Below are 26,767 nucleotides of genomic sequence, written 5' to 3'. Positions count from 1 at the left end.
GAATTGCCTGGCGCGTCCCGTCACCCGCTTGCCGCGATGTCGCCATGTCCGCTCTCCTACCTGCCTTTATGCCATCAGTCAGCGAATTGACCCTGAGCGGCCTGCTCCCGCATCTGGTCCGGGACGAGTCCGGCTGGACCGCGACGTGGCGCGCGCTGACTTTGCATAGCGTGTTCCAGCCGGTGCTGTCGGTGACGCACCAGCGCGTGGTCGGCTATGAGGGCTTGCTGCGCGCCTTCGATCCAGTCGGTTTGCCGGTCTCGCCCGACGTGCTGTTTTCCGGCACCCGCTCGGCCGCCGACGCCCGCGAGCTCGATCGCATCGCGCGCTGCCTGCATGTGGCGAATTTCATGGAGCAAGGCATCAGCACCGGCTGGCTGTTTTTGAACACGCGCCCGCAGGTGTTCGAAACCGGCTGGCCGCAACGCGCGTTTATCGATGAACTGTCGGCGCACTTCGGCCTGCCGCAGGAGCGCATCGTGATCGAAGTGCTAGAGCAGCCTGCCGACGACGAATCCGCGGTCGCCAGCATGCTCGCCGCCTCGCAGCCGCGCGACTTCCTGATCGCGATAGACGACTTCGGCACCGGCTTCTCGAACTTCGACCGCGTGTGGCGCTTCCGCCCGGACATCGTCAAACTCGACCGTTCGCTGGTCGCGCGCGCAGGCAGGCGCGAAGGCGACGACTCGATGATCGGCCATCTGGTCTCCATGCTGCATCAGTCCGGCACGCTGGTGCTGGCCGAAGGCGTCGAAACCGATGAAGAGCTGATGATCCTGATGGAAGCCGATGTGGATTTCGTGCAGGGTTTCTGGCTCGGTCAGCCGAAGAGTTCCGTGCAGGCAGCCTGCGCCAAGGTGCCGGCGCTGATCGAATCGATGTGGAGCAAGTTCGCCGACTACGAACGCGAGCATGCCGGCCACCAGCGGCTCGGTTTCGAAGGTTTCGCGGAAGCGGTGCTGAGCGCCGCCGAGACCTATAAGGCCACCGGCGATCTGCGTCAGGCGGCGCAAAAGGTCTGGCATCTGCGCGAAGCACGCCGCGTGTTCATCACCGACGGGCAAGGTGAGCAGACCCTGCCTTCAGTGACGGCCGCCTCGGTGCCGCCGCCTCCGCTACGGCTCGCGCCGCTCTATACCGATACGCGCAGCAACTGGTCGCGGCGCGCCTATTTCAAGCACGCGCTCGCCGCACCGGGGCGCGTCGCGATGATGGGTCCGCATTATTCGCTCGCCGACGGGCAGGACTGCTACACCGCGGCCCTGGCTTTCGAGCGTGACGGCACGCATGTGTTGTGCGTCGACTTCGTGCCGAGCGCCACGACCGCGGTTGCGCGTCCTTCGGCACGCGGTCCTTCGAGACCCGGTCCTTCGGGACCCGGTCCTTCGGCACGCGGCAGCAAGCGTTAATCGTCCACCCGGCCGCGGCCGGATTTGATCTCACTGCGCTTGGCTTTGCCGTCGAGGCGCCGCAGGTTCGACGCGCGCGTCGGCCGGGTTGCGACGCGCGGCTTGCGCGTCACGCTGACGCTTTCGATCAGTTCATCGAGCCGCGCCAGCGCCGCCGCCCGGTTCATCTCCTGAGTCCGATGCTCCTGCGCCTTGATGATCACCACGCCGTCGCGCGTGAGCCGGTGATCGGATAGCGCGAGCAGGCGCATCTTCAACACTTCTGGCAACGAAGATGCCTGCACGTCGAAGCGCAGATGAATGGCGCTCGACACCTTGTTGACGTTCTGGCCGCCCGCTCCTTGCGCGCGCACTGCGGTCAGTTCGATTTCGTTCGGCGGGATGGGATAGCGGGATGTCATGACGCGAGCTTGAACCGGGAAACATGAGTGTACACAGCGCGCGACCGATCACCGACTACGGACTATCGAGCGCGTCTGCCGATGCGAAAAAGTATTTGCATCGACGCGGCTGGTTCATCGATACTGCGTTTTTCGCTTACAGCGTAAATTCACATGAAGCTCCGTCCAGGGTTTGCGCTGGAACTGGCTGTCAACTTTCTGTTGCCGTGGCTCGCCTACCGGCTTGCGCTGCCGCGTCTGGGCGAGACCGGCGCGTTGATCGCGTCCGCCGTGCCGCCGATCGTCTGGAGTCTGATCGAACTCGCGCGTTTCCGCCGCATCGACGCGCTCAGCGTGATAGTCGTAGCCGGCATCGTGCTCTCAGTCGCGGCGATGGCGCTCGGCGGCAGTCCGCGCATGCTGCTGCTGCGCGAGTCGCTGATATCCGGTGCGATCGGCGTGGTGTTCCTGCTCTCGCTGCCGATGCGCCGCCCGCTGATCTTCTACCTCGCGCGCGCCACGGTCGCGCGCGAAATGGAAGGCGGCGCGGCGCGCTTCGAGGCTCTGTGGCAGGAGCGGCCGGCTCTCGTCAGCGCGATGCGGTTGATGACGCTGGTGTGGGGCGTCGGCCTGACCGGCGAGACGGCGCTGCGTGCGTGGATGGCGCTCACGTGGCCGATCGAGCGCTTCCTGGTCGTTTCGCCGTTTATCGGCTACGGCATTTACGGCGGGCTCACGTTGTGGACGTTCTGGTATCGGAAGACCATGCGTGGCCGCGTCGACGTTGGCGTGCAGTCGGGCGGCGCAGCTGGTTGAGCGGGTTTGCTGTGAAATGGGCACTATTCAACGCCGCGCCACACCTCCGCTATCCGCGCGGCTAACCCGGAGTCGCGCTGTGTAGGCGTCGCAATGGCCTGCGCCAGCACGGCGCGCGCGCCGATCACTTCGACCCGTTCGCGCGCGCGGGTGATCGCCGTGTACACCAGTTCGCGGGACAACACCCGGCTGAATACCGACGGCAGCATCAGCACCGCGTGCTCGAATTCCGAACCCTGCGATTTGTGAACCGTGAGCGCGAACGCAGTGTCGTGGGGCGGCAGCGCCGCCGGCGATACCGCTCGCAAGCCGCCATCGCCGGTCCGGAAATACACGCGCAACGCGCCGTTCGCGCCCGGCAGCGCAATACCGATGTCGCCGTTAAAGAGACCGAGCGCGTAGTCGTTGCGCGTCACCATCACAGGACGCCCGGCGAACCACTGCGCGCCCACTGCCAGCGTCACACCCGCCGCGCGCCGCACCTGCGCCGCCATCGCCGCATTCACCTGATCGACGCCGCGCGGTCCGGAACGGGTCGCGCACAAAATGCGAAAACGGTTCAACGCGTCGAAAAGCGGCAACGGGTCGGGTGCTTCGGCGGCTAGCGCTGTGGCAAGCGCGTCGGCATACGGCGCGAAACCTGCGGCGAGTCGTGCGACGGTGCGCTCGGTAAGCGTTGCGTGCGTGTCTTCGTAAAGCGCCGCCGCGCATGTTTCAGTGGGATCGGTACGCAAGACATCGAGCGCGGCGCTAGCCGACCCGTTGCGAATCGCGAGCGATAGGCGGCCGATGGGCGACTCCAGACCGAACCGATAGTTGCGCTCGAGCCAGACGACGCAATCGGCGAGCGGGTTCTGCATGGGCGACGCCGTGGCTATGTGCGAAGGTGGCGGCGCGGCGCTTTCGAAAAGGTCACCGCCGGGTGGTTCGTCGAACCCACCAGGTGAGTCCGCGTATGCAAACAGATCGTCGTTAGGCACGTATGACTGCGCGGAGAAATCCGTAGGCTCCTCGCCCAAGCCCCGCGACGCGCCCGGCAACGCCTGCGTGAGCTGCTTTTCGTCGATGCCGAGCGCGTCGGCGATCCGCTGCAAACCACCTTGCGTAAAAGTGGGGCGCGCGCTGAGTTCGGCGAACACCGCGCCGGCCTCGACGGCGGCGAGCTGGTCCTTGTCGCCGAGCATCACGAGACGAGTCTGCGGCGCGATGGCGTCGAGCAGATGCGCGGCCATGGCGACGTCGATCATCGACGCCTCGTCGATCACGACGACGTCGTAAGGCAGCGGATTGTCCCGATGATGCCGGAAGCGCCCTCCCGGCCCGGAGCCGAGCAAACGATGCAAGGTGTACGACGTCTGCGGCAAACGCGCGGCGAGTTCAGGCGGCAAATCGCCAGCGCGCGCGAGCAGGGCCTCCTGCATGCGCTGCGCGGCTTTGCCGGTGGGAGCCGCGAGTGCGATGCGCAGATCCGTGCGTGCATCGAGCAGGCAGGCAAGCACGCCGACCACGGTGGTGGTCTTGCCGGTGCCCGGTCCACCGCTGACGATGGTGAGTTGCCCGGACAGCGCCATGACCGCCGCGACGCGTTGCCAGTCGACTTCGTTGTCCTTCGGCGGACCGAAGTAGCGCAGGAGACGCTCGTGGAGGGTCTGGGCATTGGCCAATCGCTCGACACCCTCATCCGCGCGCGCATGCGCCACCAACGCGCGCGCAAGCCGCCGCTCGTAGTCGTAATAGCGAGCCAGATACAGCCGCCCTTGCCCATCGACCACCAGCGGCCGCAACGCCGCCGAGCTTTGCGAACCATCGCTCGCCATGCCGCTCGCGAACAGCGCGGTGCGCACTTCGGCGCTCGACGCCTCGAAGCGTCGCGCCAGTATGGCGAGCGGCACGCACACGTGGCCTTCGGCCGTCGCGCGGCTCGCGGCGAACGCGCTGCGCGCCGCCCACTTGACCGCCTCGGCCGACGCGCCGCCGCGCCGCGCCAGCGCACCGATGCGCCGTGCGAAACCTTCGGCGAGCGCGATACTGAAATCCGCTGGCGCGGGCAGGCTCACGCCGATGTCGTCGAGCTCAGGCGGCGCCGATGCGCTCTGTTCGAACGTGCTCATGCAACACCCCCGATCATGGCCGCATCGAGCAACGCAACCAGTTCGAATGCGGGCCGCCGCATGTGCACGCCCGCCGGTCCGTCGGCGTCGCGCCAATGCGGACGCACGCCGCGCACGAACAGATACAGATAACCGCCGATATGCGTGTCGTACGAATAATCGCGCACCCGCGTTCTCAGATAGCGATGCAGCGCGACCGTATAAAGCAGCGCCTGCAGGTGATACGCGTGACTCGCCATGGCCGCTTCGAGAGGCGCGGCGGCGTAGTCGGCAGCGGTGTCGCCCAGATGGTTCGACTTCCAGTCGACGATCCAGAAACGTCCGTCGTACTCGACGATCATGTCGATAAATCCTTTGACGAACCCACGCAGCACGCCGGGTTCCAGTGCGACGTCGGGATAGCCATGCTCGATCAACAGTTCGCGCAACGCAGGGAAATCCAGCGACGGTGCGGCGAACAGAAACTCGAGTTCGTTCAGGCGCCGGCGCGGATTCAGCCGGGCGAGCGTCATGCCGGGCTGCAGTTCGGCGGTGACCACGTCTCTGAGCAGGTTGTGCATCATCGCCGGCAGGTGTGCGGCGAGTTCAGACACAGCCGGCGCCGGACGCTCGCGCAACGCGCCGCGAATGGCGTCGGTCCATGTATGCGGCTCCGAAAAATCAGCGAGTTCGAACATGCGGTGCAGACAGTCGCCCGCAGCGGCGCCGCGCGGAAACGCGAGAATGTCGTCCTCGGCGTAGACCGGCGCCTGCGGCGCGGGCGCGAGCGTGGACGTGACAGCGAGCGCATCGGCTATCTCGTCGTGATCGGGACGCACTTCTTCCACCGGCGCGTGCGTCTCCTCGCTCTTACTGCCGGCGGCGATCAGCCCGCTGAAACTCGCCATGCGCCACTGGTCGCGCAACGGCCTGCGATTGGCCCGCGCCTGCATCCGCGCACTGCGGTCCAGAAGGCTTTCGAGCGGCACGCGGCGCGCCGGCTTCGGCAGCGCGGCGAGGGTGACCGGCCCGCCCGCCAGTGCCTGCCAACGCGCCGACAAGGCGGCTTCGTCGGGCGGCTCGGCAAGCCAGTCGCCGAAGTCGTGACCCTCGCCGGCCACCAGCCAGTTCAACACGCTGCGGCGCGACTCTTTCGTGGAGCGCGAGGACTGATACGTACCAGCCACCAGATAGCAGCGGTACACCGCGCGCGTCAACGCCACGTAGACGAGCCGCGCCCGTTCCGCCGCCTGTTCGCGCACTGCGTAGCGCGATGCGTGCTCGGCTTCTTCGTCGTCGCAACCGTAGTGCAGCACCGCGTCGCCGGTTTCGTCGTGATACTCGCGCGCATCCGGCAGACCGGACGACGGCGGCTCGCGCAACCCGCCGTCGTTCAGGAACGGACAGAACACCACCGCATATTCGAGCCCTTTCGATTTGTGGACCGTGACGATCTGCACGAGGTTGCGGTCCGACTCGAGCCGCAACTGCGCGTCTTCGCCACCGCCCTGCGTGCGTTGCGCGGCGAGCCAGCGCAAGGTCGGCGCGATGCCCGGCTGCGTGGCGGCGCGCGCCTGCACGAGTTCGGCCAGGTGATTCACGTTCGTCAGACGACGTTCGCCATCCGCTGCCGCAACCAGGCGTTGCGCGACGCGCAGTTCACGCATCAGCGTGCGCCACATCACCGCGAAGCCGCGCTCATGCCACAACGTGCGATAGCGCGAAAAACGTTCGACCCAGCCCATCGCGTCGGCGGCGTGCGCGGGATCGTCGGCAACCGATGGCGCGTCGGCGACCTGCTCGAGACGCCACAACGCGGCGGCGTCGAGGCCCAGCCAATCGGTGGCGAGCGCCGCGCGCAGACGGCGCAGGTCGCCGGGTGTATCGACGGCGGCCAGCACGCGCTCGATCTGCTCGGCGTCGAGCGTAGCGAACACGGACGCCTGCGCCAACTCCACGCTGCCGACACCCCAGGCGGCCAGCACGCGTTTGATCAGACTGCCCTGCTTATGCGTTTGCACCAGCACCGCGATGTTGCCCGGCGCGAGCGGCTCATCGCCGATCGTCACCGTGCCTTCGCGCGCGCCGCGCAGCAGACGCACGATTTCGGCGGCACACGCTTCGCTCGCTTCACGCTGGGCCTCGCGCTTGGTCAACGCGGCCTCGCCTTGAGGCAAGGTCCAGATACGGAAGTCGCCAGCGCTCGCGTCCGGGTCGGAAAACGGCGGCCTGCGCCGTTCGCCCGCGCGCACCGGCTGATAGTCGAGACCTTCCAGCACGAACGCTTGTTGGTTGGCTTCGAAAAGCCGGTTGCACGCCTCGACGATGGGCGCGGTCGAGCGCTGATTGACGGCCAGCGTGTAGCACGCGGAAGCCGCCTCACGCGCCGCCAGATAGGTATGCAGATCCGCCGCGCGAAAACTGTAGATCGCCTGCTTCGGATCGCCGACCAGAAACAGCGGGCCGGCCGGCGCGAAGATGCGGCTGAAGATCGCGAACTGCAGCGGATCGGTGTCCTGGAACTCGTCGATCAGCGCGGCGGGATAACGCGTGCGCAACGCATCGGCAAGCCAGGGATGCGCCGCGAGCGCACGATACAGGTTGGACAGCAGATCGTCGAACGACACCACGCGGCGCGTGCGTTTGCGCGCTACCAGTTCGGCGGGCGCGTAGTCGAGCCAGGTCTGCACAAGCGAGAGCCAGCGCGCGCGTTGCGCGGCTTCGGCTGCGACCACGGCTGCCGCCAGCGCTTCGGCATGCTCGAAGAATGCATGTTCGGGCGGCTCGAACTTGACCTTGGTGGCCTTCTTCAACGCCGAAGCCGTGAGCTTCAACGCGGCCTTCGGCGGCGGCGCATGACAATCGCCCTGCGCGAAGTACTCGGTCCATGCGGCGATCGCGGCGCTCACATGGTCGGGCTTGTGCGACGTCTTGCTGAGACGGTCTTGCGCCTCGGCCAACAAACGGACGATCGCATCGCGCTCCGCATGCCATACCTCGCACGCGGCGTCGAAGCCGGCTTGCGGATCGGCGCCCGTGCCGTTTGCGTCCAGCTTGCCCCAGCGCAACTGCGCCAGCGGCTTTTTCAACCGACGCGCGAGTTGCTCGTCGAGTGACGCGGGACCGGCGCGTTTGGCCACCAGCCACGCGGCGAACGCCGGATGCGCATGCGCCACCGGTTCCACCTGCTCACGCCAGAAGTCGGCCGCCATTTCGAAGCGCAAGGCCGCGTCGTCGGCTTCCATTTCGAAGGCGAACGGCATGGCCGCGGCGAACGGCGCTTCCTGCAACGCGCGCTGACAGAACGCGTGGATGGTGTGGATCGCCGCCTGGTCGAAAGTGCGCAGCGCGCGCCGCACCACTTTCAACGCGTCTTCGCGCGCGATGCCCCGCTCCGGCGCCAGCGTCGTTTCAAAGAGCCGGCGGATGAACGGATCGCCGCCGTCGTCATCCATATCGATAGCGCGATCCAATTCCGCGAGACGGCCGCGAATGCGCTCGTGCAACTCCGCGGTCGCCGCCTTCGTGAAGGTCACGACGAGAATCTGATCGGCGTTCAGGTTCTTTTCCAGCAGCAGCCGTACGTACAGCGCGCAGATATTCCAGGTCTTGCCGGTGCCCGCCGACGCCTCGATCTGATTCACGCCGTCGAGCGAACAGGCGAAGACGTCGAGCTCCTCGGCGACCAGCGCGTGATGCTTCATGGCGCCGCTCATGATGCGCTCCGCAGATGTTGCAGGAGCGGCTTGAACACGATCGCGGCGAGACTGCCGAACGGCTCGTCGATCGTGAGCGGGGTGCCGCGCAAGGCGATGCGCAGAGCAGGGTCGTCGGATTCGCCACGCACTCGGTCGTTGATCCAGACGCCCTGCGCCGCGGAATCGCTCTCGCTGACTTTGGTCCACGCGCTCTTCGGAAAGAAGCGCAGCGGCAGCATGCGCCCTGCCCTAAACAGCGCGGCGAGCGGCGCCAGTTCGTCGAGCGGCGCGGCGACCGGCGCGAGTTCGAAGCTCTCGCCGCTGCCATGCCATACGGTGCGGCGTGGACCGTCCGGCCGCGCGGCGCAATAGACCAGATGTGCGAGCCATGCCGACAGGTAGTCGCGTGCGGTAGGTTTGGCGTAGCGGAAAATCACTTGTCCTGTTTCGGTGAGCAGGTTCAGACTGCCGTGCAATTGCAGCGGCGTTTCGGCGGCTTGCCGGAGCAGCGCGTCATGCGGGCCGAACAGCGCGCCGGCAAGCTCCTCGCTCTCAGGCCAGCGCGGCGCGATGTCGAGCACGAACGGCAAACGCTCGACACCCGAAGCCACCTCGCGGCGCACGCTGTCGGCGAGCTGACGCAACGCGCCTAGCTCACGCGCGCGCCACACCGCGCCGGTCGCGCCGCCCGGCAATTCCGGGCTCGCCGCCGCCACGCGGCGCACGCGTTCGAACACGACGTCGTCATCCGTATCGACGTCGAGCAGCACGGGCAATAGACGGTCCGCCAATGCATCCCGCCCCGCGTAGTCCAGATCGAACGGCTCGGTGTCGAGTAGTTCGCCTTGTGCGTCCGACAACACGATGCCCAGACGGTCGCGCAATAACGCCCGTGCCGGATGACGCCAGAACCGCACGAATTCGTCGAAGGCAATCGGCGCAGGTTCCTCCGGAGGCAACGGTTGATCGAAGAACGGCGCCGCAGCGGCGTGCGTGGGCGAGGCCAGCAACGTGGCCAGCTCGGCGCGGTCCGCGTCGTAGCTGAACAGCCCAGATTGCGACGAGAAATAGTCCGACGCGAACGCCTGCAATGGATGATCGACAATGAACGCATGCCGCGCGCGCTCGACTTCCGCCGGACTCGCGCCCTCGCCCGCCGACGCCTGCGCGAGATAGTCGAGCAATTCGTCGACCAGCGCGGCCGGCGGCAGCGGCGCGTTGTCGCGAATGCTGCGGCCCGTATAAGCGATGAAGAGACGATCGCGCGCGGCGAGCAGAAGATCGAGGAACAGATTGCGCTCGTCGTCGCGCCGCTGACGGTCGCCGGCTTTGCCGAACGCGGCCATCAGGTCGAACTCGTCGGCGCGCGCGAGACTCGGCAACACGCCGTCGTCCATGCCGAGCAGGCAGACGACGCGATACGGCAAGCCGCGCAAACTCGTCAACGAGGAAAACGTCACGCTGCCCCAAGGCACGCCGCCGCGCGCGGGGTCGTCAAGCGCTTCGGTTAGCGCGCCGCGCACCACTGCGGCGGGCATCGCAACTTCTTGCGCGCCGGCTTGCATCGCGTCGCCCATTTTGTCGATCGCATCGCGCACGGCGGCGAGCGAATCGGCGAACTCGACGCCGCCGTCGAAGCACTGCGCAAGCGTTTCGAGCAGCAGTTGCGTCCATTCGGAGGGCGTGCGCTCGATCGCGCAATTCGCCGCGAAGCTGTCGATGTCGTCGACGAAACGCGACAGGCGGCCGAGCAGTTCCGCATCCGAACCGTCGGCGCCTTCGACCGGCAACCACGCATCGACCGGTTCGCCGCCGTCCGGCATTGCGTAGCCGAGATAAAGACGCGTGAGCGCATCCGCGAACGTGTGACGCGCGATCGGCACGTGTTCGCCGGCCGGCTCGACCGGCGCGAGCCCGCGACGCGCGCCTGCCGTGGCCAGCCATTCCTGCGCGGCTTCGAGCGAGCTGGCGTCGATGCCGTAACGCACGGCAATCGCATCGACCCGCAGCCATTCGATCAGATCCGGCGCACCCACGCTGCGCTCGGGCAAGGCCAGCCAATCGAGCAGCAAACGCGCAACCGGATTGGCCTGCGACGGCGGCAAGCCGGTAATCCGATACGGAATGCGGCGCGTGTCGCCGGGCGGCGTGGTGCCGAACACGGCGTCGATCAAGGGACCGGCCGCCGCGAGGTCGGACACGGCAACCAGCACGTCGGACGGCTGCAGGTCGTCGAACTCGTCGAACCAGCCGAGCAGACGATCGTGCAGCACTTCGAGTTGGCGCGACAGGCTGTGGCAGACGTGAACTTCGATGCCGCTCTCGATCGGCAATTCGTCGGCCTCAATCTCGTCCTGCAAATTGAGGATGCCGTTCTGCACAGCGGCAAGCCAACTCGGCTCCGGATTCTCCGTGAAATCTCCGACTTCGCCTGAAGCAGCGCTCTCGGTCAACTCGTGCAGCATGTGCAATTGCGCCTGGGTCTGGCGGCCCCACTCGGCGAGCAGTGGATGGCCGACTTCCTGATAGTCGAGCTGGCCGGCGGCGTCGAGCGCTTCGACGCGCCCCGCGCTGACGACGTCGAACCAGAACTCGCGGCACGGATTCATCACGTACAGCCGCACGTCGACCCAACGCGAAAGCGCGCGCAGCAACGCCACATGCAACGGCGGCATGGTCGGCAGCGCGAACACGCTGACCGCTTCGGGCCACTGCGCATTCGAAATCGCCTCGAGGTCGAGCGTGCCGATTTCGTCGAGAAAACGATAAGCGGGCGGCAAGGCGGCCGCGGGCGTTTGCGCGTCGCCCGAGAGTTCCGTGAGCACCGCGCGCCACAACGCCGCTTGCCAGCGCTCATCCTCGCGCGCCGCTTCACTCGCGCCGGCGAGGCGCGGGCCGGTGTCGTCAGCCGCGCCGCTCGCGAAGATCGAGCCGCCCTTCTGCCATTGCAACAGCCACTCCGGGCGATAGGTCAGATAGTGGTCGAGCACGGTGGCCACGCGCCGCGCAAGTTCGTAGCGCATCGACGCGTCCGCCGCATCGAGATACGTGCGCAAACGCGGCGACGCATTCCAGGGCAGCGCCTCGTCAGCGTCGCTTAGCAGCCGGTAGCAGCGCCACACGAGCCGGTCCGGTGCGAACGGCGAATGCTTTGGCACCTCGATCACGCCGCCGATCTGCGCCCATAGCCATTGCGCGAGGTAACCAAAGTTGACATTCGCGCAGATGCCCTGGCGCGCGGCGATATCCAGTTCGAGCCGGCGCCGCACCGCCGCGCTCGGGACGATCACGGGCTGCGCGGTCCAGGGATCGGACGGCGCTTGCGCCAGGTCGTCGAGCAGCGCGCCGACAAGGGTTTCGTAGCGATTCGAGTAGAAGAGCTGGAGCATGGATCCTGAGGCTTGCGGGCGGCACGGGCGGAGCGCCACGAGCCGCGACAGACATTGAAGCGACAGCATAACAAACGCATCCCCAGGGCAGAACCTGGCCAAACGGACGAGGTCAGATCAGCCATGAAATCAGTTAGACTCGACGGCAGTTCGGGGCTGCCCCGGGGGCTGCCCGGGGTTTGTCCCATCAACCGCGGTTTTCTCAGTGAACGGAATCCAGGCAGTCGATGCGCTATTCGGTTGAAATAAAAAAATTCCTCTACAGCCAGTACTTTTATGGCGGCCTGCGCATCGCAGTTGGCGTGTCGTTACCGGCCGTACTGTGCCTGATCGTGTTTCACAACCGCGAGCTCGGCTTCACGATCGCGACCGGCGCGCTCGGCGCGTGCGTGGTGGATATGCCGGGTCCGCTCAAGTACAAGCACAACGAGATGCTGGCGTGCACGGTGATCGGTTTCCTGTCCGCGCTCGCCACCGGGCTCGCCACGGTGAATGCGGTGGCGCTGTGGTGCACGGTCGTGCCGCTCACCTTCCTGCTGTCCCTGATCGTCGTGTACGGCAACCGCTGGCCGCAGATCAGCTTTGCCACGCTATTCATGATGATCATGACGCTGGAAGAGCACTTCACGCCCATGCAGGCGCTCGTCAATGCGTCGTGGATTCTGGTGGGCGGCCTCTGGTACACCTACTGGTCGACCTTCGTGAGCCGCTGGATGATGCATCGCATCGAACAGCAGGCTCTGGCCGAAAGCGTGTTCGCGTGCGCCGACTATCTGCTGGCGCGCGCCGAGTTTTACGATTTGGATAACGATCTCGACGAGTGTTATCGCAACCTCGTCGACAAGCAGATCACCGCGGTGGAGCGCCAGGACGCCGCGCGCGACATCGTGCTGCGCAATCTGCCCAGGTTCAAGAGCGGCAAGCTCGAACCGCGCCGCGCCATGCTGTTCAATCTATTCATCAACACGGTCGACCTGCACGAACTGTTTGTGGGTGCGCATACCGACTACCCGTTGGTGCGCACCACGTTCGGCGGCTCCGATCTGCTGGTGTTCTACCGCGATCTGATTCGCAAAGCGGCTGCCGATCTCGAAGAGATCGGCCTCGCGGTGCTGCAGAACCATGCGCCGCGTGGGCGCGTGAACGTGAAGGCGGAATTGCGCGCCATCGAGTTCGAAATCGAGCTGATGCGCAAGCAGGATCTGCCGGCAAAAAACCACGAAGCTTATTCGGCGATCTCGTCGACTTTCCGGCGCGTCTGGAGCGCCACGCGACTGATCGACAAGATGCGCAAGAGTCTCTCGAGCGAGCCCAGCACGAGCGAGACCGAACTGCGGCTCGACCAGGCGCTCACGCGTTTCGTATCGAGCCGGCGCGTGCCGTTCGGGCAGATCTTCTCGAACCTGACCATGGCCTCGCCGAGCTTCCGTCACGCGTTGCGCGTGACGATCGCAGTCGCCGTGGGCTTCTGGCTCGGCCGCCTGCTGCCGCTCACCAACGCCTACTGGATCGTGATGACCACCGTCATCATTCTGAAGCCCGGCTATTCGCTGACCAAACAGCGCAACGGGCAACGGATCGTCGGCACGCTGATCGGCTGCGCGGCGAGTATCGCGCTGATGATCTTCGTCAAGGAACCGCATATCCTGCTGGTGGTAATGTTCGCGTCGATGGTCATGAGCTACAGCCTGCTGCTGTTCAATTACACGGCGAGCGTGGTGTTCACCTCGTCGTACGTGCTGCTCATGTTCCATCTGCTCGCGCCGGGCAGCATGCGCATCATCGGCGAGCGCGCGATCGATACCGTGGTGGGCTGCGCGATCGCGATCGCGGCGAGCCACCTGTTCCCGTACTGGGAATATCGTTTGATGGGCAAGCTCGTCAACAACATGATCAACGCGACGCGCCAGTATCTGGAAGCGAGCTGGTGGTGGAGCGGCAAGCCGGCCGCCGCGGTGGTGGCGACCGTGACCGAAGCCGGGGCGCGTGCGCCGGCTGCGGCGATGGCCGATCCCGCGATCGACTTTGGCAAGCCGGTGTTGGCGGCTAGTGGAGGGGCACGCGGTGGCAGCGACAGCGTTGCGAGCGGTCACGCCGGTGCCGGCGCAGGTGGCAGCGCGAACGGTGACGCAAACGGTGCCGTTAGTGCCGCGGCTAGCGCGTCCGTCGACGCAACAACAAAACCGTTTGCCGACGCCGGCGCCAGCGCGGGCACGACCACCGTCAGCAATCCGACCGCGAAGCCCGTCTCCGGCGCCTCCGCGGCCGCCGCAGCGGCGGCGATCGCGCTCGATCGCGATTACCGCTACCGGCTCGCCCGCAAGAACGTTCACGTGGCGTTCGCCAATTTGGGCCAGGCATTTCAGCGCATGATGCTCGAACCGAAGTCCGCGCAGAAGTTCGTGCCGGAGCTCAATGGGCTGCTGGTGCGCAGCCACGTGCTCGCCTCGCAGATCACGGCGGCCGCGCCGCTCTTGCGCACTTCGGCGCAACAGCAGGTGGACGGCGTGTCGCTACAGCCGCTGCAACGCGCGCTGAGCGTCGTGCGCGACAATCTCACCGAGGCTGAAACCGGCACCGCGCCGGCCGCCGATCAAAGCGAGCAGATCAAGCTGCTCGGCCGCGAACTCGATGCGATGGTGGTGGAAACGGAGAAGTCGCCGGACTATACGGCGGACGCCGTGCATGACATGAAATTGCTCGCGCATCAGTGCAAGCAGATGCTGTCGGCGGCGGCGCAGATTCGCAAGGATGCGAGCGTGATTCGTCTGCCGGACGAGTGAATGGCGCGTGAATGTGTGCGCGTCGCCCTACTGGGCCGCGCCGCTCGCCGGTTTGGCGGCAGTGGCCGCTGCGGCCGCATCCGATGAAATCGACGGCGCCGCCGCATTCTGGGCGTCGAAATCGTGCTTTTCCTTGATGGCGTTATAGAAGAGCGTGGCGATCACCAGCAACACCGCGACCACGATGAAGACAGCAATGCCAAAGGTCGGGTTCTTCTTGCGCGGCGGTTTGTTCATGAGGCGGGCTCGGTTCGCGAGGCAGTCGCGGATGGTGTCTGGGAAGGCGGCATTCTACGCCCACTGAGCTTGCACACGGCTTGCAGTGGGCGCGCGCAGTGACGTGGACTTGCGAGCTTGCGGGGACGCTTTCAACTGCTCCCAGGCGTGCCGTACGGTTCGCTGTTTGAAGAGCAGCAAACGACGCACCCGCTGCCTTCCATCTACCTCACCACGGCGGGCCGCACCGGTAGCGCCGTCGAATACTTGATCTGCTCCATCGCAAAACTCGAACTCACGTCGTACAGCGGCACTGCAGCGATCAGTTGTTTGTAGACACGGTCGTAGTCGTCGATATCGGACACCACCACGCGCAGCAGGTAATCGGTTTCGCCGCTCATCCGGTAGACCTCCACCACTTCCGGAATCTCCTGCACCGCATGCGTGAAGGTTCGCGCCCACTCCTCCGTGTGCTGGTTGGTACGTACCGCGACGAACACCGTCGTCCCCACGCCGAGTTTGCGCGCGTCGCAAAGGGCGACCTGCGCGCGGATCACGCCGGCTTCTTTCAAACGCTGCAGCCGCTTCCAGCAAGGCGTTTGCGACAGATTTACGCGTTGCGCCAGTTCGGCGATCGGCATGGTCGCGTCCTCCTGCAGCAACTCCAACAGCTTCCGGTCGATAATATCCATTCCCATCATGACACCCCTATAGGAAATTATTCTACTTTTCAGACTCCAGGGGGAATTATATGGAAACTCTTTCTCCAGGCAAACCGGTATAAATATCGCTATCCGAAAATAACCGATGAGCAGCCCAGCCGCTGCCTGATCAACATGAGCCAAGACCTCCGCTCCGCATCCCTCGAACGCCTTCCCGCCCAACGCTCGCAACCCGTCAAAACGGCTCAGGCGGGCTCGCGGGAACAGGTGGACGTGCTATTGCGCGCCGGGCGCAGCGCGCCGCTCGCGCGCCTCTGCGATGCCCTGGATGCGATATTCGACGCCTGCGCCCATTTCCCCGAACCGTCCGCTTCGACGTTCTTCGCGCGCAGCATGCGTATCGCGCTCGCCGACGCCGCGGCCAACCCCGATTTGCTCACGGCGGCGCAGCGTGAGGGCTCGGTCGAGAAGTACCGGCGTCATCTGCTGGCTGCCGATCCGCACGGCCGCTATGCGATCGCCGCGCTGGTGTGGCTGCCGCAACAGGCGAGCCCCGTCCATGCGCATCACACGTGGTGCGGCTACGCGGTGGTGGATGGCACGCTGAGCGAAACGGTTTTCGAATGGAACGGCGCGCAGCATTGCGCGAGCGCCACGCGTACGCAGGCGCGCAAGCCGGGCGCGGTGTCGTTCGTGCGCGGTGGCCGCGGCGGGATTCATCAATTGGGTAATGGCAGCGAGGCACCAGCCGTTTCGCTGCATATTTACGGCGTCGCGGGCGCGCAGATCGCGACGCACGTCAACGACATCGTGCGCACGGCGAATATGCCGGCGCTGGCCTGAAACGACACGCTTCGCGGCCGCTCCCGGCGAACTTTGTAATACGCAAAACGGCACGCCTCGCGCGCCCGCTGAAACTCACGTATAGCGTGAGCCGCGAAGCCTCGTAGCAAGCCGGACATCCAGATGTAGCGTGTGACCTCGACGCGCTCGCACGCACACGACGCCGGCACGAAAGACCTACTTCCCGCTCCCGGCAGCCATCAACTCTTCCCACCCGCCTCGCCCGCCGTCGGAATCTGCGGCGGAATCGGCGCGGTTTGCCCGGTCGGCGGCGGCGCCGGACGCGGTTCATGCGATACATCGCGTGCTACGGCGAGCGGCGCATGCACCGCCCGCGCCGCCGATGCCGCTCCGACCTGCGCATGCTCATGCTCATGCGGATGGAGAGCGATTCCCGACACTTCGTCGTCCTGCAAAGGCTGCCCTTCGCTATCTTTCGACGACGTATACACGCGCATCTGCGGCACCGGAATTTCGATGCCCGCCTCGTCCATCTTGCGCTTCAGCCGCAGATTGAAGGCGCGCGCCACGCTCCATTGCTGCAACGGCCGCGTCTTGATCTGCCCTTTCACGACCATCCAGTTCGGATCGAAACGGTCCAGCCCCCATACCTCGATCGGTCCAAGCATCTCGCGCCGGTAACGGAAGTCGGCCATCAGATCGGCGCCGACTTCGCGAATCAGCTGTGTGATCTGATCGACGTCGGTGGTGAACGACATGCGCACTTCGAACACCGCATAAGCGAAGTCGCGTGACAGATTCTTGACGATCTTGATCTGCGAAAACGGGATCGCGTGAATCGCGCCCTGACCGTCGCGCAGCCGCACGGTGCGGATCGACAGATGCTCGACCGTGCCGGCATGGCCGCCGTCCACGTCGATCCAGTCGCCCACCGAAATCGTATCCTCGATGATGATGAACAGCCCCGTGATCAGGTCGGTCACGAGCGACTGTGCGCCGAAGCCGATCGCGAGGCCGATCACGCCGGCGCCCGCCAGCAGCGGCGTGACATTGATGCCGAGATTCGCCGCAGTGACGATGCCGGCGATCGTCATGATCGAGACCAGCAGCACGTTGCGCACCAGCGGCAGCATCGTGCGGGCGCGCATGCTCGGCGCGCGCGCCTTGTTGCGCGGCCCGGCTGGATTGAGCGCTTCGGTGATCGCCGTGTCGACCAGAATCCACAGCAGCCAGGCAATGAACACAGTGGCGACGATCGCCGTTACCGCGTGCGCGATACCGCGCGCGGCGACGCTTTCCTCGACCACCGCGGCGAGCGAAACGCCCCACAAACGCGCCGCGAGTTCGAAGAAGAACAGCCAGATGAAGAGCGTCAGCAGCGTGCCGAAAAAGCGCAGCAAGCGTGTCAGATACGGCGAGCGGCGCCGCGTGCGCGCGCTGCGCGGACGCGTCAGACGCAACACGACGGCCGACAGGAAAAACGCCAGCACCAGCAAGGCCGCGGTTACCACTGAAATCTGCAGCACGTTTTCGCTGGAACCCGAACCGCCGAGCGTGGCGACCACCGAGGCGGTGGCCAGCACCAGCACGGGCACGTGCCACAGTGCGGCGAGCACGTCGAAGGCGTCGGTGGCGGCCTTGTGATTGGTGCGCTGCTCGTAAGGGCGATTGCGGATCAGATGCGCGACCGGCCGGCGAAACGCGAGCGCGAAATAGCCGGTGAGCACGGCGGCCGTCATGTTGGCCGCCGTCGAAATCAGCGCGGCGAGGTTCGAGCCGAGTTGATGCGCGACGTCGTAATTGACGGCGGCGTCGCCGAGCGCGCCGCACACGCCGACCACGAACAGCACGCGCCGCGCATGATCGATCAGCAGGCGCACCGCGATCCGCCGGTGCCCCGAGCCGAACAGCGAAAACATGATCAGACAGATCGCCGAAAACACCGCGCCCGCGACGATCGCATACGCGACCACCATGCCGAGCGTACGGCCGAGCGCGTCCGGCATGGCGCGCACGAACAGCAACGCGGCCACGAAGGCGATGATCCAGGGTCCGACGCGGCGCAGCGCGAAGATCAGCAGTTCGCGCGTGGTGGGATTCGGCTGCAGTCCCATGACGATGCCGAAGCGCCGGTACAGGCGGTGCTGCACATAGATCAGCGCGCCGGCACACGCGCCCCAGCCGGCCAACATTGCCGCCATCGAAAACAGAATCCGGCCGAAGCTCTCGTGCCCCTGCCCCGAAATGATCGTGTAGAGCTCGTTGCCGGCCGCGTTGAAGCGGCCGCCCCAATAGCGGACCGGCGTGCGGCCCTGATGCACGTCGGATTCGAACGACGCGATGCCCGACGCGATCGCGCCGAGCAGGCCAGGGCTCGGTTGCGCGGGCGCCGGCGGCGCGACGTTTTTCGAGACGTCGCGCAATTTTTTGAGCTGGGCGACGAGTGCCGTGCGCTGACGGTCGTTGTCAAGCGTGGAGATCACGCTGTCGAGGGAGTGCGCCAATTCCGCCTGACTCGCCGGCGACGGCGCGGACGCTGCCTCCGCCGCCGAAGCGCCTGAAGCGGAGGACGCGGGCGTCGCCGACACCGTCGCGCTGTTGATCAGGCTCTGCAAGGCCGGAATGACGGGCGTGCTGGTGGCGGCGCCGGCGGCAAACGCGTTCGCGGGCAATAAGCCCACGCACAGGATCAGCGCGACAAAAACTGCGGCCGCCCACGCGGCGAACCGCGCGGCGAGTGGCGGGCGCGCGCCGTGGCGAGCGCCGCATGCGCTACGGTCAGAAGAAAAATGAAAGGCGGCGTGGGTCGCCGGCTGCCCGCCGTTGGATGGCGCAGCCTCGGACTCACGCCGCGACGGGCATGACTGCATGGCAATCCGTGAGAAAACGGGAGACGCCAGTGTATCCGCAGTTTTATCGGGAGCAACCGGACTTGCGTAACCGAATGTTAGGACGCTTGCGTGCGCTCAAGCGTTGTGAGGACCGCGCGCGAGTCCTAACGTCGCGTTCGCGGCTCCCGCGCACGGCCCGTTCAACCTCGTTTCAGCCTCAATAAGCGACCGTTGCGATCTGACGGATGAAACGGCCCTGCTCCAGTTCATCGACGAAAGCAACGGCGTAATCTTCCGCGGAAATGCGGCTATTGCCCTCGGCGTCGGCCAGCAGCGTGTTCGCGCCCGTGCGGAACTTGCCGGTGCGCTCGCCCGGCGCGATGATCGCGGCCGGCGCGAAAAAGGTCCAGTCGAGGTCGGCAGCGCGGCGGTAGTCGTCGAGTGCCTTCCGATGCGCGAGCGCGATCGCCTTGTAGGCGTCGGGAAAGCCTTCCGAATCGACCAGTTGCTTGCCCGGCGCCACTTCGAGCGAACCCGCGCCGCCCACCACGACGAGGCGCTTCAGGCCCGCCGCGCGCACGCCTTCGATAAGCGCGTGAGTCGCTTTGTCGAGCGCCGCGAGATCGTCTTGCGGCGGCGCGTAGGCGCTCGCCACCACGTCGTGACCGCGCACCGCCGCGCCGACGCTCGCGGCGTCGAGCAGATCGGCTTGTGCCGCTTTCAGGTTCGCCACGTCGGTGGGCACACGTGCCGGATTGCGCACCAGCGCCGTCACCTGATGCCCGCGGCGGGCGGCTTCGGCGGCGATACGCGAACCGATCGTGCCGGTGGCGCCGAACAACGCGATCTTCAACTGTTTGCTCATTTTCACTGCTCCTGTCATTGAATTATATGTAACCATATTGATTACATATAACGAGGAAAAAAGAGGGGCTTGAGCCCCCGTTCGTTGAGAGGCGCGTGTTGCCATCGACCGCCACGCGCCCTTCCGTACTGCTTTTTTGCTATGTCACCCGTGCGAGCGCTTCTTGCGTTCGCGCTGCTTCTCCGCACGCACCACGTCGGCCGTGGCATCGGCCAGCGTGCGCGCGTCGAGCGCGGCTTCCATGGCTTGCTGCGCTTCGTCGATGATGCCGCGCAGTACGCCCTGGATATTGCGTCCGACCATGCACGCGGGATTCGGCTCCTCGCGATGCAACGCAAATAACTGCGCGTCGTCTACCGCGCGATACACCTCAAGCAGCGTGATCTGCTCCGGCGCCCGCGCCAGCAACGCGCCACCGCCCGCGCCGAGCTGCGAGGTGGTGAGGCCCGCTTCCGCCAGCATGCTCAAAAGCCGCCGGATCAGCGCGGGATTCGTATTCACGCTGCCAGCAATCATCTCCGACGATAACGGCGCGCCTTCCTGCAACGACAGCAGCGCGAGCACATGCACCGCGAATGCAAACCGGCTACTCGTGTTCACAACAAACCCGCCCGGCGACGACAATGTGTAACCATAGTAATTACATTTAATCCGGCTGTCAAACGATGTGGCGATCCAGCCGGCATGTCACTTGTCCATCTGCTTTTGCGCATCGCCCGACTCGCCCGATGACGACGAAGCCGCGGCATTCGTCGACGACGCCGAGCTTTGCACCGACCATTCCTGCAGCTTGCGCCCCGCAGATTCGAGCCCCTGCCCGGTCAGCGCCGCAGCCTTGCCGAGTTGCGCATTGGTGGCGCTCGCCGCGCTCTGCAGATTCGCTTGCGCGGTCGAAGCCAACGCGTTGGGATCGATATTGATCGTGGGCGCCGAGGCCGAGTCGAGGTTCTGCTGCGCGGCGGACTTGGTCGCGTCGACCTGTTGGCCGACATAGCTGGCCGCCTGATCGAGCTTCTGACCAGCGACCTGGGCTGCGTCGTTGAGCTTGCCGGCAACCTGCCCGGCGGACGCGTCGTTCTTCTGACAGGCGGCGAGACCGCCGAACACGACGGCAACGAACGCCGCACGGCGCAGCAAGGATGAACGTATGGATAAAATCATGTTTGTGTATGAGCCGCGTCGAGCGGCTTCCGCATGCGAAAACGCGCCAATGATACGCCGTTGCGCTGCGCGTGCGTCTTAACGGGCATCCGGAAGCCCGTTCGCTCTCGACCGCGGCACGCGCTCAGCCTTTTGCCGGCACTGAGTTCCGCCGCGACGAGGCACGCATTCGATCGTGTCCATTGCATGATTCGTCGCGGTTCTGTCAAACGTAGTGGAGTAGACTGCCTGAGCTTATGAACGTCGATGACGTGACCATCAAAGAGCATTCGCTGTGTTCCGTTGATCAATTGGAGGCATACGATGGCGGCAAAGAAGATTCTGTTTCTGACCGGCGACTTCGCCGAGGATTACGAAACGATGGTGCCGTTTCAGGCGCTGCAGGCAGTCGGCCATGTGGTCGACGCGGTCTGCCCGAACAAGAAGGCAGGCGACCGGATCAAGACCGCGATTCACGATTTCGAAGGCGATCAGACGTACACCGAAAAACCCGGCCATCAATTCACGCTCAACGCCACCTTCGACGACATCGACGCGCGCCAATACGACGCGCTTGCGATCGCCGGCGGCCGCGCGCCGGAGTATCTGCGGCTCAATCACAAGGTGATCGAGCTCGTACGGCAATTCGCCGAAGCCGGCAAGCCGATCGCGGCCGTTTGCCACGCCGCGCAACTGCTGGCCGCCGCCGACGTGATCCGCGGCAAACGCATTTCCGCCTACCCGGCCTGTGCACCCGAAGTGAAGCTCGCGGGCGGTGAATACGCCGACATTCCCGTCGACGCCGCGATCACCGACGGCAATTTCGTCACCGCGCCTGCGTGGCCCGCGCATCCCGAGTGGCTGCGTCAGTTCCTCGTGCTGCTCGGCACGCGCATCGAACTCTGATCTGTCTGCCTGATCCATCGGCGAGCGCCTTGTCCTTGCGGCAACGCGCGCTCGCTAAAATTCGCCCGAATTGAGAGTAGTCCGATAGTTCGTAGTGGAAGGCTTTCCTATAGTCGCCGGCTGACTTAGGAGAGCTTTTTCAATGGAACTGACCGACTGGATCGTCACGCTCGCCGTCGTGTTGATGGCAATTGCCTTTTTTTGCGGACGCACGCCGGCCAACTGGTCGTGCGAAAACCGTGCGCGCCGTCTGGCGGGCACGCGCATGCTGGTTCAGGCCGCGTGTTCGGTATGGGCTGCGCTGCTGATCGCCGCGCGCGGCCTCTTTGCGCTGGACGGGCTGCTCGGCCTGCGCCCGGCGCCGCTGCAAGCCCTGACGGGCGTTGCGATCCTGATAGCCTGCGGCTGCTACTGGTCGATTCGCGGCAGCAGACTGCTCAAGCCACGCCGTCTCTTTACCGCGTAACGGCTACGGCGCACTGACGCCGGGCCGCGTGTCCGCCGCCTGCGCGGCGTCGCCATCACTTCCACTCCTTCGATCGCGATCTTCCAGGCCGGTGCCGGCATCGCGAACGGCTTGAACACTCGTCACCGCCAGTCGCGCCGACGTGCCGGCAGCCTGCTGCGCGATCCGTGCCCCAGCCTCAGGCAGCGACAGATAGAACGTCGTGCCCACGCCTTCTTTCGACTCCGCCCACACACGTCCGCCGTGCCGCTCCACCACGCGGCGCACGAGCGCGAGGCCGATGCCCTCACCCGCCGCCACATTGCCGTGCAAGCGCTGAAACGCGTTGAATAGCCGCGGCAAGGCGACCGCCGGAATCCCCAGACCGTTGTCCCGCACATAAAAGATCCGCAGCGAGTGCACGCCCGGCGGCGCCGGCGTCGTGCCGATCTCGATCCGGCCTTCCCGCGACGGATCCAGATAATTCACCGCGTTGCCGATCAGGTTCGCGAACACCTGTTCCAGCGCGGTGGGGTCGCCCCACACGGCGGGCAACTCGTCCACGCTGACCAGAGCGCGGCGCGCGCGGATCGAGCCTTGCATTGCGTCGATGACGCGCGGCACGATATCGCGCACCTCGACCTTCTGCTGCCGGTACTCCACCCGGCCGACGCGCGAGAGGTGCAACAGCGCGTCGATGATGTGCGAAGCGCGCAGCACCGCCGTCTGCAGATAGTGCAATGCTTCGCCGATGTCCTCGTCGACCACCCGCTCGATGCGCTGCCGCGTCTGCGCCGCGAGCGACGACTCGCGCACGGCGGCGCGCAGTTCGTCGCACGAGCGAATCAGTTCCTTCGAGAAGCCTTGCAGGTTCACCAGCGGCGCACGCAGATCGTGCGACACGCTGTAGATGAACATTTCGTTTTCCTGGGTCTGCTGACGCAAGTTCTCGTTGATGCGCGCCAGTTCGCCGGTGCGGCGCGCAAGATCGGCCCGGAAGCGCGCCTGGATACGCTCGGCTTCGAGCAGGCGCCGGCTGGTCTCGTGCAAGGTCAGATCGAGGCGCGCGATCTCGTCGTGGCCGGGGCCGATCGGCGCCAACGGTTCATTGCCCGCGAGGCGCCCGGCGTTGTCGGCGAGGACCGCGAGCCGGCCGCGCACGCCGCGGGTGAATAACCAGACCGCCAGCGCGACGAACAGCAAGGAGCCCAACACGGCCGCGAGCACCAGCGTTTGCTGCCGCTCGCGGGCGGCGTCGGCGGCATTCGAACGCAGTGTGTCGAGACGCCGCTCTTCCGCCTGGAACGCCGCGACCTGCTGACGAAAACGGTCGAGCACATCCGCTGGCGCGAGTTCGCGGAAGCGCGCGAGCACGTCGCGCCGCCGGCCCGAATGCAGCATGTCCTGGATGCGATCCGACCATTGCCGGTAAGCCTGCACCGACTGACGGACCTGGACCACGCGCTCGACTTGCGCCGGATTGTCGGCGACCAGTTCGGCCAGTTGATCGATGCGCCGGTCGACGTCCACCCACACCGACACGGGCGTGGAAAAACGGGCGTCGTTGGCTAGCACCGCGCCGCGCAGCGCGACCGACTCGCCCAGCACCGGATCGAGAATCGCGGTGGTCTGGCGCAGCACGTCCTGGCTATGGACGGCCCAGCGCTCGGCCTGTGCCGCATCGGATTGCGCCTTGACCAGTCCGGACAATAGCGCCAACTCGAAGAGGGCCGGAATCGCGATCAGCAACAGGCCTTTAGTGGTCAGTCTCATGCGTGCGCATTGGAGTTCGGTGGCCCTGCAGATCGTGCTCGGGGACGGCACATTATGTCGGCGATTGTGCAGGAAAACAAAGCGTGCACGCCATTGACCAGGCATGCGCCGCCAGCGTGCGCACGTGACGTAGGCAATACGTCAGGTTTTTGAATTAAACGTAACCAAAATCGAATAATTTGCCCCGATTTGAGTCGTGTTTGCCACTGCGACAGGCGCATGCACATTAACTGTGCGTTTTCGTGCAAATTCAGGTGCATGCGCAACGGCCAGTGCGTCGATCGAAATGCACGCTCAATCCCATCCCGGTGCTGATTTGCACCTTGTCGGCGCCGCTTGCGCACAAGTTTGGCCCACTTCTTGCGTTCAGTGCCCGCTTTTTTGGCATACGCGGGACACATCGATGGAAAGTCTGAAAACCGGCACCGACACCCTCTTTCTTTTGCTAGGCGCCGCGATGGTGCTCGCCATGCATGCGGGATTCGCCTTTCTCGAACTCGGGACGGTGCGCAAAAAGAATCAGGTCAATGCGCTGGTCAAGATTCTGGTGGATTTCTCGGTCTCGACGATCGCGTATTTCTTTATCGGCTACACCATCGCGTACGGCGTCCAGTTCTTCGGCAGCGCCGAGTCGCTGGCAGCGCACAACGGCTATGCGCTGGTGCGCTTCTTCTTCCTGCTGACGTTCGCCGCCGCGATTCCCGCGATCGTGTCCGGCGGCATCGCCGAACGCTCAAAGTTCAACCCGCAACTCTTCGCGACGTTCGTGCTGGTCGGCTTCATCTATCCGTTCTTTGAAGGGATTGCGTGGAGCAACCGGTTCGGCATTCAGGACGGGCTCGCCCACGTGTTCGGCGTGCCGTTCCACGACTTCGCCGGCTCGGTCGTCGTGCATGCTTTCGGCGGCTGGGTCGCGTTGCCGGCCGTGCTGCTGCTGGGCGCCCGTCACGGCCGCTATCACCGCGACGGCGGTATCGCCGCGCATCCGCCCTCGAATATTCCGTTCCTCGCGCTCGGCGCCTGGGTGCTGGCGGTCGGCTGGTTCGGCTTTAACGTGATGAGCGCACAGACCATCGACAAGATCAGCGGCCTCGTCGCCGTCAATTCGCTGATGGCGATGGTCGGCGGCACGTTGACCGCGTGGCTCGCGGGCCGCAACGACCCCGGCTTCACGTACAACGGGCCGCTGGCCGGACTGGTGGCGGTCTGCGCGGGCTCCGACGTGATGCATCCGCTCGGCGCGCTGGTAACGGGCGGCATCGCCGGGGTGCTGTTCGTTTATATGTTCACCTGCGTGCAGAACCGCTGGCGAATCGACGATGTGCTGGGCGTGTGGCCGCTGCACGGTTTGTGCGGCGCGTGGGGCGGCATCGCGGCAGGCATCTTCGGCTTGCGCGCGCTCGGCGGTCTGGGCGGCGTGTCGTTCGGTGCGCAACTGGTGGGCACGCTGGGCGGAATCGCGGTGGCGACGCTCGGCGGCACGCTCGTGTACGGCGCGATCCGGCTGACGGTGGGCCTGAGGCTCGATCAGGAAGACGAGTACAACGGCGCCGATCTGTCGATCCATAAGATTTCGGCGACCTCGGAGTAAGGTCCGACCGCGAGCGCAGGTCGGCGTTTTCGGTGCGTGAACGGGTCGCGCGGGCGGCGTGCCGTTCAGGTTGGGGCCGGGCCGGAGCGTCCCTGGCACGCTCGTCGCGTGAGCGTCGCGCCGGCGGCGCGCGAAGATCGATCGCGTGAATCTCGCCGGCGCCGGATGAATATGCGTCCCTCCATCGGACGGCGCGTGCCAGCACCCCGCCGGTGAGCGCCCCGACCTGTCCCCACATGCATGCGCGGATGTTAGACTTGCGCGCTGGAGATGGCATTCTCCCTTAACCGCCCTCGTGGCTGATGATGCCTGCTTCGTCCGGCTGAACGCGGAGGTGGCATCGCGCTCCTCGCTCTGCCCGGTTTGTCGACACTCCAGTTTTGCCAGGCCTCCTCCCATGTATTGGTCTATTCTCGCTGTCGGCATCGGCGGCGCGCTCGGTTCGTTATTCCGCTGGTTTCTGGGCATTCGCCTGAACGGCGTCTTCAGCGGCTTGCCGCTCGGCACTTTCGCCGCCAATGTCATTGCCGGCTACGTCATCGGCGTAGCGGTCGCAGGCTTCGCGCGGGCGCCGCAGATCGCGCCCGAATGGCGGCTCTTCGTCATTACCGGTCTGATGGGCGGCCTGTCGACTTTCTCGACGTTTTCAGCGGAAGTGGTGCAGCGCCTGCAGGACGGCCGGCTCGGCTGGGCGGCGGGCGAAATCGTGATTCACGTAGGCGCCTCGCTTCTGATGACCATGCTGGGCATCGCGACGGTGTCGCTGCTATCGCGCTGAAGTCGCGGCGAGCTGAAGCGCTCGGAACGTGTGCGCTGGCGCTTCCGCCTCGCCATGAGCATCTGGACACGCGACAACCTGATCCGCGCGATGCTGACCGGCTATAAACGCGATCCCGCCGACAAGCGCTGACCGTTGCAAGTGCTGGCCGACGCTAGCGTCCGTTCGCTTCCAGATCCACCACAAACCTC

General features: G+C 65.6%; 19 protein-coding genes and 1 riboswitch. Of the genes, 8 read left to right on the top strand and 11 right to left on the bottom strand.

The window, feature by feature from the left end:
- The first annotated feature begins 44 nt into the window (after positions 1-44).
- Complete coding sequence (locus BPHYT_RS07995; protein ID WP_148225075.1) at positions 45-1,409, top strand: EAL domain-containing protein; 1,365 nt, start codon at positions 45-47, stop codon at positions 1,407-1,409.
- Here the strand turns inward: BPHYT_RS07995 and arfB are convergent.
- Complete coding sequence (gene arfB, locus BPHYT_RS07990; protein WP_012432640.1) at positions 1,406-1,810, bottom strand: alternative ribosome rescue aminoacyl-tRNA hydrolase ArfB; 405 nt, start codon at positions 1,808-1,810, stop codon at positions 1,406-1,408. The genes BPHYT_RS07995 and arfB overlap by 4 nt on opposite strands.
- Positions 1,811-1,963: 153 nt before the next feature.
- Between arfB and BPHYT_RS07985 the strand changes: the two genes are divergently transcribed.
- Entirely contained in the window at positions 1,964-2,605 is a 642-nt protein-coding gene (locus BPHYT_RS07985) for a VC0807 family protein (RefSeq protein WP_012432639.1), read from the top strand.
- Between the two features lie 23 nt (positions 2,606-2,628).
- Here BPHYT_RS07985 and BPHYT_RS07980 read toward each other — a convergent pair whose 3' ends face one another.
- The 3 genes from BPHYT_RS07980 to recC are packed head-to-tail and all read right to left on the bottom strand — an operon-like array spanning position 2,629 to position 11,782.
- Complete coding sequence (locus BPHYT_RS07980) at positions 2,629-4,716, bottom strand: AAA family ATPase (RefSeq protein ID WP_012432638.1); 2,088 nt, start codon at positions 4,714-4,716, stop codon at positions 2,629-2,631.
- Positions 4,713-8,411, bottom strand: a complete 3,699-nt coding sequence (gene recB, locus BPHYT_RS07975) for an exodeoxyribonuclease V subunit beta (protein WP_012432637.1) — start codon at positions 8,409-8,411, stop codon at positions 4,713-4,715. The genes BPHYT_RS07980 and recB overlap by 4 nt, the downstream gene beginning before the upstream one ends.
- Positions 8,408-11,782 (bottom strand): exodeoxyribonuclease V subunit gamma, encoded by a 3,375-nt coding sequence (gene recC / locus BPHYT_RS07970; RefSeq protein ID WP_012432636.1) that lies wholly within the window; start codon positions 11,780-11,782, stop codon positions 8,408-8,410. The genes recB and recC overlap by 4 nt, the downstream gene beginning before the upstream one ends.
- Positions 11,783-12,009: 227 nt before the next feature.
- On the opposite strand from recC, the gene BPHYT_RS07965 reads away from it, so the two are divergent.
- Complete coding sequence (locus BPHYT_RS07965) at positions 12,010-14,565, top strand: FUSC family protein (RefSeq protein WP_012432635.1); 2,556 nt, start codon at positions 12,010-12,012, stop codon at positions 14,563-14,565.
- 27 nt (positions 14,566-14,592) lie between these two features.
- On the opposite strand, the gene BPHYT_RS07960 is transcribed toward BPHYT_RS07965, so the two are convergent.
- Both BPHYT_RS07960 and BPHYT_RS07955 read right to left on the bottom strand, forming a co-directional pair.
- A complete protein-coding gene (locus BPHYT_RS07960; RefSeq protein ID WP_012432634.1) occupies positions 14,593-14,802 on the bottom strand; it encodes a hypothetical protein in 210 nt (69 codons plus the stop codon).
- A gap of 203 nt (positions 14,803-15,005) precedes the next feature.
- On the bottom strand, positions 15,006-15,479 hold the full coding sequence (locus tag BPHYT_RS07955) for an Lrp/AsnC family transcriptional regulator (RefSeq protein ID WP_041758868.1): 474 nt from the start codon (positions 15,477-15,479) through the stop codon (positions 15,006-15,008).
- Between the two features lie 237 nt (positions 15,480-15,716).
- Here BPHYT_RS07955 and BPHYT_RS07950 point away from each other — a divergent pair, with 237 nt between their 5' ends.
- Positions 15,717-16,286 (top strand): cysteine dioxygenase family protein, encoded by a 570-nt coding sequence (locus tag BPHYT_RS07950; protein ID WP_148225119.1) that lies wholly within the window; start codon positions 15,717-15,719, stop codon positions 16,284-16,286.
- A 200-nt stretch (positions 16,287-16,486) separates the two neighbouring features.
- On the opposite strand, the gene BPHYT_RS07945 is transcribed toward BPHYT_RS07950, so the two are convergent.
- The 4 genes from BPHYT_RS07945 to BPHYT_RS07930 form a co-directional block, all read right to left on the bottom strand.
- On the bottom strand, positions 16,487-19,117 hold the full coding sequence (locus tag BPHYT_RS07945) for a mechanosensitive ion channel family protein (RefSeq protein ID WP_012432631.1): 2,631 nt from the start codon (positions 19,115-19,117) through the stop codon (positions 16,487-16,489).
- Positions 19,118-19,295: 178 nt separating this feature from the next.
- On the bottom strand, positions 19,296-19,943 hold the full coding sequence (locus BPHYT_RS07940; RefSeq protein ID WP_012432630.1) for an NAD(P)-dependent oxidoreductase: 648 nt from the start codon (positions 19,941-19,943) through the stop codon (positions 19,296-19,298).
- 144 nt (positions 19,944-20,087) lie between these two features.
- On the bottom strand, positions 20,088-20,543 hold the full coding sequence (locus BPHYT_RS07935; RefSeq protein WP_012432629.1) for an Rrf2 family transcriptional regulator: 456 nt from the start codon (positions 20,541-20,543) through the stop codon (positions 20,088-20,090).
- Positions 20,544-20,630: 87 nt separating this feature from the next.
- Positions 20,631-21,104, bottom strand: a complete 474-nt coding sequence (locus BPHYT_RS07930) for a hypothetical protein (RefSeq protein ID WP_012432628.1) — start codon at positions 21,102-21,104, stop codon at positions 20,631-20,633.
- Between the two features lie 303 nt (positions 21,105-21,407).
- Between BPHYT_RS07930 and BPHYT_RS07925 the strand changes: the two genes are divergently transcribed.
- Positions 21,408-21,989, top strand: coding sequence for a DJ-1/PfpI family protein (locus BPHYT_RS07925; protein WP_012432627.1), 582 nt, complete (start codon positions 21,408-21,410; stop codon positions 21,987-21,989).
- A 142-nt stretch (positions 21,990-22,131) separates the two neighbouring features.
- Complete coding sequence (locus tag BPHYT_RS07920; protein ID WP_012432626.1) at positions 22,132-22,455, top strand: hypothetical protein; 324 nt, start codon at positions 22,132-22,134, stop codon at positions 22,453-22,455.
- Between the two features lie 3 nt (positions 22,456-22,458).
- Here BPHYT_RS07920 and BPHYT_RS07915 read toward each other — a convergent pair whose 3' ends face one another.
- A complete protein-coding gene (locus BPHYT_RS07915; RefSeq protein WP_012432625.1) occupies positions 22,459-24,207 on the bottom strand; it encodes a sensor histidine kinase in 1,749 nt (582 codons plus the stop codon).
- A gap of 403 nt (positions 24,208-24,610) precedes the next feature.
- On the opposite strand from BPHYT_RS07915, the gene BPHYT_RS07910 reads away from it, so the two are divergent.
- Both BPHYT_RS07910 and crcB read left to right on the top strand, forming a co-directional pair.
- A complete protein-coding gene (locus tag BPHYT_RS07910) occupies positions 24,611-25,798 on the top strand; it encodes an ammonium transporter (RefSeq protein WP_012432624.1) in 1,188 nt (395 codons plus the stop codon).
- A gap of 257 nt (positions 25,799-26,055) precedes the next feature.
- Positions 26,056-26,117: riboswitch (Fluoride riboswitch) on the top strand.
- A gap of 78 nt (positions 26,118-26,195) precedes the next feature.
- Positions 26,196-26,576 carry a fluoride efflux transporter CrcB gene (gene crcB, locus BPHYT_RS07905; RefSeq protein ID WP_012432623.1) on the top strand — a complete coding sequence of 127 codons (381 nt, stop codon included), beginning with the start codon at positions 26,196-26,198 and terminating at the stop codon, positions 26,574-26,576.
- Positions 26,577-26,767 lie beyond the last annotated feature (191 nt).

Source organism: Paraburkholderia phytofirmans PsJN (assembly GCF_000020125.1).
Lineage (GTDB): Bacteria > Pseudomonadota > Gammaproteobacteria > Burkholderiales > Burkholderiaceae > Paraburkholderia > Paraburkholderia phytofirmans.
This window is presented reverse-complemented; position numbering and strand designations above follow the sequence as displayed.